Source organism: Sphingobium sp. OAS761 (assembly GCF_024168485.1).
Taxonomy (GTDB): Bacteria; Pseudomonadota; Alphaproteobacteria; order Sphingomonadales; family Sphingomonadaceae; genus Sphingobium.
This window is the reverse complement of the sequence record NZ_JALJVY010000005.1, coordinates 111,748-124,479: the sequence shown is the minus strand read 5'-3', so window position 1 is coordinate 124,479 and position 12,732 is coordinate 111,748. Positions and strand designations below refer to the sequence as shown.

Genomic DNA, 12,732 nt, shown 5'->3' with positions numbered 1-12,732 from the left:
GGCACAGTCTGTCAGCGACGCGGCAAGTATAGGGGCCGGCAATTCACGCCGGCCCCGTTCGTTCGTCACCAGATTTTGACCCGGTCCTTGGGTGCAAGGTAGATCTTGCCGCCGGGCGCGGGCTTGAATGCATCATACCAGTTGTCGAAGTTACGGACGATGTCGGCGCGATATTGCGACGGGGCATGCGGGTCGGTGACCAGTCGCTGGCGCAGATTGGCCTCGCGATAATTGCGCCGCCACACCTGCGCCCATCCCAAAAAGAATCGCTGGTCGCCGGTCGTTCCGTCGATCACCGGTGCCTTCTTGCCGCCGAGCGAGGCATGATAGGCGTCAAGCGCGACCGCGAGCCCCCCCAGGTCGCCGATATTCTCGCCCAGCGTGAAGGCGCCCTTCACATGCGCACCGGGGAAGGGTTCATAGGCGTCATATTGCTTGACCAGCTTGTCGGTCAGCGCCTTGAAATTGGCGACGTCCTGATCGGTCCACCACTGGTTGAGCTTGCCCGTCTCGTCATATTTCGCGCCCTGGTCGTCGAAATGATGGCTCAACTCATGGCCGATCACCGCGCCGATACCGCCATAGTTGACGGCCGGATCGGCCTTGGGATCGAAAAAGGGCGGTTGCAGGATGGCGGCGGGAAAGACGATCTCGACCATGCCGAAATTGGCGTAGGCGTTGATCTCCATCGGCGTCATGCCCCATTCCCAGCGATAGATGGGTTTGCCCAGCTTGGTGATATTATAGTCGAAATCGAAATTGTTGGCGCGCATCGCGTTGCCGAACAGGTCGTCGCGCGCAATCTCCAGCCCGCTATAGTCCCGCCACTTGTCGGGATAGCCGATCTTGGGCGTGAAGGCGGCCAGCTTCTTGTGGGCGCGCGCCTTCGCGCTGTCGCTCATCCACGGCAATGCGTCGATGCGTCGGCCCATGGCGGCCAGCACGTTCCTGACCAGTTCGTCCATCGCCGCCTTCGTCTCGGGCGGGAAATATTTGGCGACATAGGCCTTGCCCACTTCCTCGCCCAGATTGTCCTTCAGGAACGTGACGCCGCGCTTCCACCGATCCTCGCGCTCGGGTGTGCCGGACAGGGTGGTGCCGTAGAAGGCGAAGTCGGCGTCGGCGACGCTGTCGGGCAGGTAATCGGCATAGGCATGCAGGCTGGACAGCAGCAGCCCGTCCTTCAGCACCTGTATCGGCGCCTTCGCGATCAGCGCCGCCTCACCCGTCACCGCGCTGGGCTGGGATACGAGCAGGTCGGCGGGCTTGAGCCCGTTCGCCGCGAAAAAGGCGGCGAAATCGAAACCGGGTGCAGCCTGTTCCAATTGTCCCAGCGTCATCTTGTTGTAGGTCTTGTCGGCATCGCGGCTGTCGATCTGGGTCCAGTGGACCTTGGCAATCTCCGTCTCGAACGCCATCAGCGCCTGCGCGCGCGCGCTGGCGTCCTTTTCGCCCGCCATCGTCAGCATCTTTTCCAGATGGGCGACATAGGCGGCGCGGATCGCCGTCATCTTTTCGCCCGGGTCCAGATAATAATCGCGGTCGGGCAGGCCCAGTCCGCTCTGCGACAGGGTAAGGATGTAGGTTTCGGGATCCTTGTCATCCTGTCCAACATAAAAGCGGAACGGGCCGCGAATGCGTGCGCGGGCGGCCGTGGCTGCCAGCTTCGTGTAGGCGGCCAGGTCGGTGACGCCCTTGACCTGGGCAAGCCAGGGCTTGATCGGCGTCATGCCCTTCGCCTCGACCGCCGCCTTGTCCATATAGGCTGCGTAGGCGTTGCCGATCTTGCTGGACGGATCGGCCTCTGCCGCTTCCAATATGCCCCGCGTCCTTTCGCGCGACAGGTCGTCCAGCGCGGTGAACGCGCCGTAGTTGGACTTGTCCGTCGGGATCGGCGTGTTCTTCGCCCAGGTGCCATTGGCATGATAATAGAAATCGTCGCCGGGCTTCACCGACATGTCCATGCCGCTTTCGTCGAAGCCATAGCGGCCAAAGGTGGGTTTGGCTGACGATGCGGCGGCGGGTTGCGCCGTCTGGTCGGCATGGGCGACGGTGGCGGCGAGCGCCAGCGCCGAAGCGGCGGCACCGAGGAGGATTTTGTTCATCAAGCGTCCCTTGCTTTATGGCCCGGTTGCGGTCTGGCGCGCGCCCGGAATGCACAGGACTTGAACGCCTGTGAAACAGCCTGTCCATGTCGTTGGTCGAAAATTATCGACGATTGAAAGTTCAGGAAAGCCGGATATGGGTCGCGAAGGCCGTGGCAAGTGTCGCGGAATCGAGCGGATCGAGCAGCGGCAGGCGCCCCAGCGACGCCGCACCGGCAAGCTGCGGGATGATTCGTTCATTTTCCGCATGCGGGGCGCCGATGAAGGCGATGCCGGCAATCGGCACCCCGCGTGCGCGCAACGCCTCGATACTCAGCAGGCTATGATTGATCGTGCCCAGTTCCGTGCGCGCGCACAGGACGACCGGTTGTCCCCAGCGGGCGAACAGGTCGATCATCATCAGAGTCTCGCTGATCGGCACCATCAATCCGCCCGCACCTTCGACGACCAGCGGTCCGTCCACGCGCGGCAGGGCGAGGCGGTCGAGGCTGATCTGCACCCCGTCGATGCGCGCGGCGAGATGGGGTGAGGCGGGCGTGGTCAGGCGATAGGCCTCCGGCAGGATGCGCTCGGGCGGCAGGCCCGACAGGGCGGCGACCGTTTCCTTGTCGCCTTCCGGGTCGACCCCGGCCTGGATCGGCTTCCAGTAACAGGCGCCCAGCGCGCCGGCCAGGCCCGCGGCGAACACGGTCTTGCCGATGCCGGTGTCGGTTCCGCTGACGATAAGGACGGTCATCGGACCAGACGGCGCAGATGGTCGCCCAGAGCCAGCACGTCGGACCGGCCGTTGTTGAGTGTCAGCGATATGCGCAGACGACTCGTTCCGGCCGGCACGGTCGGCGGGCGAATGCCGCGCACGTCGAAGCCGGCCTTTTGCAGCGCCGCGGCGGCAGCCATGGTCCGGACGTCGTCCTTCAGGATCAGCGGAATGATCTGGCTGCGCGGCGCGGGCAGGCCCAGCGGGCCGCAAATCGCTTCCGCAGCGTCCTGGCGCAACGTCGCCAGCCGGTCGCGGCGGTTGTCCGCCGCCTCGATCCGGTCGATCGCGGCCGATGCGGCGACCGCCATCAGCGGCGACGGCGCGGTCGAATAGATGAAGGGGCGGGCCCGGTTGATCAGATAGTCGATGATGACACGGGGGCCGCAGATCAGTGCGCCTTCCGTGCCCATCGCCTTGCCGCACGTATGCAGCGTGACGACATTGTGCAGGCCGTCCAGCCCGCTCGACAGGCCGCGCCCGCCCGGTCCGAACACCCCTGTGCCATGCGCCTCGTCCAGCACCAGCATCGCGTCATGCTTCGCCGCCAGCTTCGTCAGGTCGGCCAGCGGCGCCATGTCGCCATCCATGGAATAGAGCGTTTCGACCGCGATCCACACGCGCCCCTTGCCCCCTTCGGCACGAAAGGCCGCGATCAGGTCGGCAAAGCTCTGCACGTCATTGTGCGCGGCGAAGACCGACGCGGCTTTCGACAGGCGCAGCCCGTCATGCGCGCTGGCATGGATCAGCCCGTCGGCGACGATCAGGTCGCCGCGCTGAGGCAGGGTGGCGAACAAAGCGAGATTGGCGAGATAGCCATTGGCCACGAAAAGCGCGGCCTGCGTCTTGAAAAAATCGGCTGCCTTCGCCTCCAGCCCCTCATGTTCCGGCGCATTGCCGCGCAGCAGACGCGACCCGCCCGATCCGACCGGGACGCCCCGCGCGACCGCATCGGCGACCGACTGGGCGATGATGGCATCGCCGGCCAGGCCCAGATAGTCGTTGGAGGCAAAGTCGCGCCCCGACCGGGGCATCAGAGAACGCAGGCGCCCGCGCTGCTCCAGCGCGGCGAGCTGGGAACGGAAGGGCTCGGCGGTCATGGCGCGGGCTATAAGCACCGCCGGATGAAGCGGCAAGCAGCGCGGTCGGCCGCAGCCAAATTATGCTCCGCACAGATTTGCGGGCGTATGATGAAATATATCCTATAAAATGGCGAAAAATCCTCAAAGAAAGAAAATATTTCATAGGATACTCGATTTTGGCGACCCAAAACCCGCTGAAATCTGCCCATTCCTGCATTTGGCACGCCTCCTGCAATGCTGTCGGCATGATCCCGACAGCGGATCGCCACGACCATTCAGGGAAGGAAATTGACATGAAGACCATCGCTTTCGCCGCCGCCGTCGTTGCCGCCACGCTCGCCGTTTCGGCCGCCGCCACGCCCGCCTTCGCCCAGCCCGAAGGCACGTTCCGCGGCGCCCGGGTCACCTACGACCAGAAGACCGATCGCTACTGCTTCCGCGAAACCGTTAGCGGGTCGCGCATCCCGATGGTGGAATGCCGCAGCAAGCAGGATTGGGCGCAGGCCGGCCTGACCATCAGCCGCAAATCGACGGTGCAGCTTGCCCAGCGCTGACGCGCGCGGCCATGCCACACCATCGGCGCAAACGCCCGACCGGGAAACCGGCCGGGCGTTGTCGCGTCGGGCGCTGACGCGTCAGGCCGGATTATGCGCCCTCAGAAACGCATCCAGCCGCTCCAGAAAGTCCGCCCGGTCGGCTTCGCGCGAGAAATGATGGTCGGCCAGCGGCTGTTCGACATAGATATAGTCGCGCCCTTCGACCTTGCCCGCCGCTTTCAGCTTTTCCGCCATCTCGCGTGACTGGCCCACCGGGACGCGCCGGTCCTTCCGGCCATGCACCATCAGGATCGGCGTGCCGAATTGCGCGGCGGCATTGATCGGCGAGACGGCGGCGAAGTCGGGCGCCTGTTCCTTCATCCAGTCGTTGCGGGTCCTGTGGTAGAGAAACCGCCGGTCATAGCGGGTCATGGCGGCCAGGTCGGACACCCCGGCATAGGATACCGCGCAGCGGAACCGGCCGGGGTCGCGCTGCGCCGCGCGCATCGCGGCATATCCGCCATAGGATGCGCCCACGATGCACACGCGCTTGGGGTCGGCCAGCCCCTGTTGCACCGCCCAGTCGACGGCGTCGTTCAGGTCGTCCTGCATGGATAGGCCCCATTGCCCCTCGCCCTTTTCGGCGAAGGCGGTGCCGTAGCCGGACGAACCGCGATAATTGGGTTGCAGCACCGCATAGCCGCGCCATGCCAGGAACTGCACCCACCAGTCCCATTCCTCCGCGTCGCGGGCGAACGGCCCGCCATGGGGCATCAGGATCAATGGCAGGTTCCTGGGGTCGCGCCCCGCCGGCACCGTCAGCACGGCCGCGATTTCCAACCCGTCGCGTGCCTTGTAGCGGATGGTTCTGACCGGCGCGAGCCGGACGCCGGGCGCGAAACGGTCGCTGACCTTGGACAGCAGGTTCATCGTTCCGGCCGCGGTGTCGTAATAATAATAAAGACCCGGCTGGTCGGGGGTGCCGACATGGACGATCATGCGCTGGCCGTTGCTGCTGGTGGAAATGATCCGCGCGCGGCGGTCCCCCACCGCCTTGTCGATATCGGCCTGGATCCGCGCCAGGTCGGGGTCGAACCAGTGCACCGTAGGAGCGTCTGCGACATAATGCACGCCGGCCAGCGCGTCGCCCGATCTGCTGGCTTCTACCCAGCCGACGTCAAAGCCGGGCGCGGCAAAGATCTTCCGGCCCAGTTGCAACGTGGCGAGGTCCAGCTCGTACAGCGCATCGCTGCCCTCCTTGTCGTCGCTCGCGATCGCCTTGCCCGGATCGGCGGTGAAGATCAGCGGCACGATCAGCTTCTCGCCCTTGCGCCGGTCGGCCCGGTCGACGGTGCGGAAACGGGACTTGCCGTCGGGGCGGTAGAACAGGATGCCGGTGCGGGTCGCGTCGTCAAAACCCACGCCCATGCGAACGGTGCCGGTCGCGTCAGCATACCAGCCGCGTACATTGTTGCGCGACGTCTGGACCGTGCGCGTCCGCCCCGTGCTGACATCTATCTCGTCCACCTGCGGCCAGAAGCCGGGTTGGTTCGAATAGATGGATGTCTGGTAGGACAGCAGGATGCGGGGCGTCCCGTCGCGGGCGACCCAGATCACGTCGTCGGCATTTTGCCCAGCCGTCGATCGGGCCAGGACGTTGATCTTGCTGCCGTCGCGCTTCACCCCGGCGACGCGGCTGATGTACCAGGGCATTCCTTGCACGCTGGTTTCGGCGCCCAGGCCGATGATCAGCCAGTCGTCATTGACCCATTTCCACCAGTTCAGGTCATTGTCGCGCAACCCCAGCATGTGGATGCGATCCGGCCCGTCCCTCAGTTCGGCGATGACGAGCTGCTGCTCCCCATTCACCGCGACCCGGGTCGCGATGCGGGTGCCGTCGGGCGAAAGCGCCGGCCCGTCCATCAGCGGCAGCGCGGCGAAATCCTTGGCGGTCCATTGAACGGGGACGGCCGTCTCCGCCGCCGGCGCGGGGGATTGCGCGGGTACCGGCCCGGCGACAAAGGCCGCCATGATAAGCAGCACCACAGGTAAGGATTTCATTTGCCCCCCAAAAAAGCAGATCGGCCCCGACCCGTGATAGGGCGGGGCCGATCCGGCGTCATCCCCGAATTGAGGGAATGTCGGTCCGGTCCGGACCGATCAGGCGGCTCCGTGCGCCAGCGCCGCCAGCAACAGCAGGGCGACGATGTTGGTGATCTTGATCATCGGGTTGACCGCCGGTCCCGCCGTGTCCTTGTAGGGATCGCCGACCGTATCGCCGGTCACGGCCGCCTTGTGGGCTTCGCTGCCCTTGCCGCCATGGTTGCCGTCCTCGATATATTTCTTCGCATTGTCCCAGGCACCGCCGCCGCTGGTCATCGACAGGGCGACGAACAGGCCGGAAATGATGACGCCCAGCAGCAGCGCGCCCAGCGCCGCGAAGCCGTTTTCGATTCCCGCAACCGCCGCGATCGCGAAATAGACGACGATCGGTGCCAGCACCGGCAGCAGGCTGGGGACGATCATCTCCTTGATCGCCGCCCGGGTGACGAGGTCGACGGTACGGGCATAGTTGGGCCGAGACGTGCCTTCCATGATGCCCTTGTTGGTGGCGAACTGGTCGCGCACGTCCTTGACCACGTCGCCCGCCGCCCGGCCCACGGCGGTCATGCCCATCGCCCCGAACAGATAGGGCAGCAATGCGCCCAGCAGCAGGCCGACGATGACATAGGGGTTGGACAGGCTGAAATCGACCGGCGCGGTCAGGCCCAGCGCCGAATTGTAGAATTTCAGGTCCTCCGTATAGGCGCCGAACAGCACCAGTGCGGCCAGGCCAGCCGATCCGATGGCATAGCCCTTCGTCACCGCCTTCGTGGTGTTGCCCACCGCGTCCAGCGCATCGGTCTTGACGCGGACGCTGTCGTCCAGATGGCTCATCTCGGCAATGCCGCCGGCATTGTCGGTGACCGGGCCATAGGCGTCGAGCGCCACCACCATGCCGGCCAGCGCCAGCATCGCGGTCGCTGCAAAGGCGATGCCGATCAGGCCCGCCAGCTGATAGGCGACGATGATGCCGACGACGATCACCAAAGTGGGCAGCGCAGTCGATTCCAGGCTGATGGCAAGCCCCTGGATGACGTTGGTGCCATGTCCGGTTTCGGACGCTTTGGCGATTGAACGGACGGGGCGATAATTGGTGCCGGTATAATATTCGGTGATGACGACCAGCAGTCCGGTCACGGCAAGGCCCACCATCATCGACCAGAACAGGGCCATGCCGGTATAGCCGCCCGCACCGTCCAGATCCGCGCCGAACACCGCGTTCATGTCGCCCAGCACGCGCCAGGTGACATAGTAGATGGCCGGTATGGACAGGATCGCTGTGGTCCAGAAGCCCTTGTACAGCGCCCCCATGATCGACTGGCTGGCGCCAAGGCGCACCATGTAGGTGCCGATGATGGAGGTGATGATGCACACGCCGCCGACGACCAGCGGCAACGCCATCAGGTTCATCAGGAAGGCGTTGTCGACCCCCGTGACCAGCAGTGCGGTCAGCACCATGGTGGCGCCGACGGTGACGACATAGGTTTCGAACAGGTCGGCGGCCATGCCGGCGCAATCGCCGACATTGTCGCCCACATTATCGGCGATGACGGCGGGGTTGCGCGGGTCGTCCTCGGGAATGCCGGCCTCGACCTTGCCCACCAGGTCGGCGCCGACGTCGGCCGCCTTGGTGAAGATGCCGCCGCCCAGGCGGGCGAAGATGGAAATGAGCGACGCGCCGAACGCCAGCGCGACCAGGCTGTCGATGACCAGCCGGTCGTCGGGCGCATGGCCGGCCGGGCCGGTCAGGTACCAGAAGAACCCGCTGATCGCGAGCAGCGCCAGGCCCGCTACCAGCATGCCGGTGACGGCACCCGCGCGGAAGGCGACGGTCAGGCCGCTCTGCAACGTGCCGCGCGCGGCTTCGGCGGTGCGCACATTCGCCCGCACCGAAATATTCATGCCGATGAAGCCTGCCGCCCCCGACAGGATCGCGCCGATCAGGAAGCCTACGGCCGAAACGAGGCCCAGAAACACAGCCACCAGCATGGCGACGACCACGCCGACGATCGCGATGGTGATATATTGCCGGGCCAGATAGGCTTTCGCGCCTTCCTGGATCGCACCCGCGATGGCCTGCATGGTATCATTGCCGGGCGATTGGCTCAGCACCTGGCGACTGGTGAATAATCCGTAGAGTATGGCCAGCAGGCCGCACCCTATGGCGATATAGACGATTTCCATGGATGTTCCTCTCCCCCTGTTATGGCTGTCATCGGCCGCTCCGCAGGGAATGACGGGCGGACGAAGGGCGCACGCGCGGGGGGCCGGGCGGAACGGGTCCGGCATCTGGCACCGCGGCAATCAGCAACGGGGACATGACCATCCTGGCGATCCCGACCGGCTGAGGAAAAAGATGAACGTCAAGCTACAGTGGGAACGGCCCGCGTCAAGACGGTTGGCACGCGGCGCACGGCACTCAATGTTCCCAGCCGAGCCGGTCGGGCAGCGGCAGGGGAACGCCGTCGATTACCAGCGAAAGCCCCTGTCCCTCGGCGAACCCGCCGACCCGGATGGCGCGGACCGGCGGCGTCGCCCCGCGCGGCAGGGCGAACAGCAGCTCATAATCGTCACCCGCGCGGGCGGCGGCGATCTGGACCGCGGTGCTGGCGCCGCGCGCCTGTTCCAGCGCGCGGGACAGCGGAACATGATCGATGGTGACGGCAAGGCCGCTCGCCTGCGCCATGCGCGCCGCATCGATCAGCAGGCCGTCGGAAATGTCCATCATCGCCGTTGCGACCGGCGCCAGCAGCGCGCCTTCGGCCAGGCGGGGGCGGGGGCGGCGATAGGACTGGACCAGCGGCCCCGCGGCGGCCGGATCGGCCCGCGCCAGGTCCAGACCGACGCCGGCGTCGCCGACAGGACCGGTCACATAGAGCCGGTCGCCGGCCCGCGCGCCGGTCCGCGCGGGAACGGAAGCGCTCGCCATGCCCAGTGCGGTCAGGCTGTAACTGCGGGCGCTGCCCGGCGGCATTGTCACCGTGTCCCCGCCCAGCAGCGGCATCAGGTGCCGATCCAGCGCTTCGCCCAGCCCGTCCAGGAACGCAGCGTCCCAGGCCTCGTCCCCCGACAGGGCGTAGTTGAGCAGGCATCCGACCGGTTTTGCGCCTTTCGCCGCCAGGTCGGACAGGTTCACCGCCGCGAGTTTCCAGCCGATGTCGGCGGGCGGATCGGCGGGCAGATAATGCACGCCCTCCACCATCGTGTCGCTGGTCAGGATCAGGCGGGTTCCGCCGACCGGCAGGACCGCGACGTCATCCCGCAGGCCCTGCGCCGCCGGGTCCTTGGCCAACAGGCGCAGCAGCGTGTGGAATCGGGATTCGGCGGACATGCCGTATTCTAGCTGTCCCGCACGATGAAGTCGCGTCCTTCCGCCGGGCCGGGCCGGGCGGCGCGGATCGCGCTATTTCCGCACGTCCTTCGCCACGCCGTCCAGCAGCCCGTTGACGAAGCCCGCCTCGCGCCTGTCGTAGAAGGCGTGGGCGACGTCGACATATTCGCTGATCACGGTGCCGGTGCCGATATCGGCGCGGGCCAGCAGCTCATAGGTTCCCGCGCGCAGGATCTGGCGCATCGGCCTGTCCAGCCGGTCGAGGTTCCAGCCGCTGGACAGGCGCGCCGTGATCAGCCCGTCGATTTCCGCCCGGCGCTTGTCCACCCCGGTCACGATGTCGTCGAAAAATGTTTCCTCCGCCCGCGCATAGGTCACGTCCTCGATAGTCGCGCCCAGCCGGTGCTGGTGGAATTCATGCAGCAATGTGGGCAGCGGCGTGCCCTCCATCTCAATCTGGTAGAGCGCCTGCACGGCGGCGAGGCGCGCGGCGGAGCGAGATTTGGAGCGGTCGTTCATGCGCGCTGCCCTACTCCGGTCTCAACGCAGGCGCAACGCCACCGACGCGGCGTGGGCGGGAAGCCCCTCGGCCTGCGCCAGCGCGACAGCGGCCGGGCCGATCGCGCCGATCGCGGCGGCATCCAGGCCCAGGAAGCTGGTGCGCTTCATGAAATCGAGCACCGACAGGCCCGACGAAAAGCGCGCGCGGCGGCCGGTGGGCAGGACATGGTTCGGCCCGGCGACATAATCGCCGACCGCCTCGGGCGTCATCCGGCCCAGGAACACCGATCCCGCGTGACGGACCTGCGCGAACAACGGCTCGGGATCGTCCACCGCCAGTTCCAGATGCTCCGGTGCCAGCCGGTCGACCAGCGGCATCGCTTCATCGAGCGCGCGGACCAGGATGATCGCGCCGTTCGCGTCCCAGCTCGCGCGGGCGACGGCGGCGGTCGACAGTGCCGGGATCTGCCGTTCGACCGCGGCGGCGACGGCGTCGGCGAAGGCCGCGTCGTCGGTGAACAGGATCGACTGGCTGGTCGGATCATGCTCCGACTGGCTCAGAAGGTCGGCGGCGGTCCATTCGGGATCGTTCCGCCCGTCCGCGACCACCACGATTTCGGACGGGCCGGCGACCATGTCGATGCCGACCACGCCATAGAGCTGGCGCTTGGCCTCCGCGACCCAGGCATTGCCGGGGCCGGTGATGACATCGACGGCGCGGATGCGCGCTGTGCCATATGCCAGCGCGGCGATGGCCTGCGCCCCGCCCACGCGCCAGATTTCCTCTATCCCCGCGATCCGCGCGGCGGCCAGCACCATGGGGTTGATCTCGCCGCCCGGCGTCGGCGTGACGATGGCGATGCGCTCCACGCCCGCGACCTTGGCGGGAATCGCGTTCATCAACACGGAACTGGGATAGGCGGCGCGGCCGCCGGGCACATACAGGCCCGCCGCATCCACCGCGCGCCACCGCGCGCCCAGCCGCACCCCGGCGCCGTCCACGCCGTCGCTGTCCTGCGGCTTCTGCTTCTCGTGATAGGTGGCGATGCGGGCGGCGGCCAGTTCCAGCGCGTCCCGCAGCGCGGCCGGAATGCCGTCCAACGCCGCGCGGGTGTCCGCCGGCTCGACCGACCAGCCCCTGCTGTCCAGATCATGCCGGTCGAATCGCTGCGTATAGTCGGCCAGCGCCGCGTCCCCTTCGGCGCGCACGCGTTTCAATATCGCGGCGACGTCGCGCGACACATCCGCGTCCGCTTCGCGGCGGGCGTCGACCAGCGCGGCGAAACGGGCCGCGAACCCGGGGTCGCGGCTGTCCAGCCTAAGCGGCATCCTTCACCCCCACCGCATTGCGGAACGCCTCGACCAGCGGGGTGAGGTCGGCCGAACGCATCTTGTAGGCGGCGCGGTTGACGATCAGTCGCGCGGACACCGGCATGATGACATGGGTCTCCACCAGGCCGTTGGCCTTGAGCGTCGCGCCCGACGAGACCAGGTCCACGATCCGCCGAGACAGGCCGAGCGAGGGGGCCAGTTCCATCGCGCCGTTCAGCTTCACGCATTCCGCCTGAAGCCCGCGTGCCTCATAATATTTGCGCGTCAGGTGCGGATATTTGGTCGCGACGCGGATATGGCTCAGCGTCGCCTCGTCCTCGTCCGCCGCGTCCTTCGGTTCGGCCACCGACAGGCGGCAATGGCCGATGTCTAGGTCCACCGGCGCGTAAAGCTCGCTATAGTCGAACTCCTCCACCACGTCGGAACCGACGATGCCGATCTGTGCCGCACCATGGGCGACGAAGGTGGCGACGTCGAACGCGCGCACCCGGATGATCGACACGTCGGGGCGATTTGTCGCAAAGCGCAGCGCCCGGCTCTTCTTGTCGTGAAACTCCGCCTCCGGCTCGATACCGGCCTTGGCGAGCAGGGGCAGCGCTTCATCGAGGATACGGCCCTTGGGAATGGCGAAGGTGAGCGAGCGAGTCATGACGCGCGGGCCTTACGCGCGGGTGCGAGAAAGGGCAAGGATTTGGGGGGCAATGCCAGGCCGACGACTATTCGGCTGATGTCATTCGCCGATGGTTATGACCACAATGACCGCATATCCTGCGCGGCCACATGGTCTGCCATGCGATGAACTTCTTGCTGCTTCTGAATGGTGAAAGTCCACATTCTGGGCAACGCAGCAGGAACATCGGCACCAATCCATGAGCGACCCAAAATGTCCCAGCTATCCAAGAGCCATCCGGTCCAAAGTGTCGTTCAATGAACGTCAACCAAATCGGAAATGTGAAAAATAGCAGCCAGACCCAAGCCATAAATA

Annotated in this window: 10 protein-coding genes; 1 reads left to right on the top strand and 9 read right to left on the bottom strand. The window is 66.2% G+C overall.

The window, feature by feature from the left end:
* Nucleotides 1-65: 65 nt before the first annotated feature.
* The 3 genes from J3E64_RS08340 to J3E64_RS08330 all read right to left on the bottom strand — a co-directional run bounded on the left by J3E64_RS08340 (nt 66) and on the right by J3E64_RS08330 (nt 3,962).
* Entirely contained in the window at nt 66-2,105 is a 2,040-nt protein-coding gene (locus tag J3E64_RS08340) for a M13 family metallopeptidase (protein ID WP_253341965.1), read from the bottom strand.
* Nucleotides 2,106-2,226: 121 nt separating this feature from the next.
* Nucleotides 2,227-2,841, bottom strand: coding sequence for a dethiobiotin synthase (gene bioD / locus J3E64_RS08335; RefSeq protein WP_253341963.1), 615 nt, complete (start codon nt 2,839-2,841; stop codon nt 2,227-2,229).
* On the bottom strand, nt 2,838-3,962 hold the full coding sequence (locus tag J3E64_RS08330; RefSeq protein ID WP_253341961.1) for an 8-amino-7-oxononanoate synthase: 1,125 nt from the start codon (nt 3,960-3,962) through the stop codon (nt 2,838-2,840). The genes bioD and J3E64_RS08330 overlap by 4 nt, the downstream gene beginning before the upstream one ends.
* A 275-nt stretch (nt 3,963-4,237) precedes the next feature.
* On the opposite strand from J3E64_RS08330, the gene J3E64_RS08325 reads away from it, so the two are divergent.
* Nucleotides 4,238-4,498 carry a hypothetical protein gene (locus J3E64_RS08325; protein ID WP_253341959.1) on the top strand — a complete coding sequence of 87 codons (261 nt, stop codon included), beginning with the start codon at nt 4,238-4,240 and terminating at the stop codon, nt 4,496-4,498.
* An 81-nt stretch (nt 4,499-4,579) separates the two neighbouring features.
* Here the strand turns inward: J3E64_RS08325 and J3E64_RS08320 are convergent, their stop codons facing one another.
* From J3E64_RS08320 to hisG, 6 genes are all read right to left on the bottom strand, one after another.
* Nucleotides 4,580-6,541, bottom strand: a complete 1,962-nt coding sequence (locus J3E64_RS08320; protein WP_253341957.1) for a S9 family peptidase — start codon at nt 6,539-6,541, stop codon at nt 4,580-4,582.
* A 99-nt stretch (nt 6,542-6,640) separates the two neighbouring features.
* On the bottom strand, nt 6,641-8,767 hold the full coding sequence (locus J3E64_RS08315; protein ID WP_253341955.1) for a sodium-translocating pyrophosphatase: 2,127 nt from the start codon (nt 8,765-8,767) through the stop codon (nt 6,641-6,643).
* A gap of 235 nt (nt 8,768-9,002) precedes the next feature.
* The gene (gene thiL, locus J3E64_RS08310) at nt 9,003-9,914 is read right to left on the bottom strand and encodes a thiamine-phosphate kinase (RefSeq protein WP_253341953.1); all 912 of its coding nucleotides are present in this window, start codon (nt 9,912-9,914) and stop codon (nt 9,003-9,005) included.
* A 72-nt stretch (nt 9,915-9,986) separates the two neighbouring features.
* The gene (gene nusB, locus J3E64_RS08305; protein WP_253341951.1) at nt 9,987-10,433 is read right to left on the bottom strand and encodes a transcription antitermination factor NusB; all 447 of its coding nucleotides are present in this window, start codon (nt 10,431-10,433) and stop codon (nt 9,987-9,989) included.
* Between the two features lie 21 nt (nt 10,434-10,454).
* On the bottom strand, nt 10,455-11,744 hold the full coding sequence (gene hisD, locus J3E64_RS08300; RefSeq protein ID WP_253341949.1) for a histidinol dehydrogenase: 1,290 nt from the start codon (nt 11,742-11,744) through the stop codon (nt 10,455-10,457).
* Entirely contained in the window at nt 11,734-12,396 is a 663-nt protein-coding gene (gene hisG, locus J3E64_RS08295) for an ATP phosphoribosyltransferase (RefSeq protein WP_253341946.1), read from the bottom strand. Before hisG ends, hisD begins: the two co-directional genes overlap by 11 nt.
* Between the last annotated feature and the right edge of the window lie 336 nt (nt 12,397-12,732).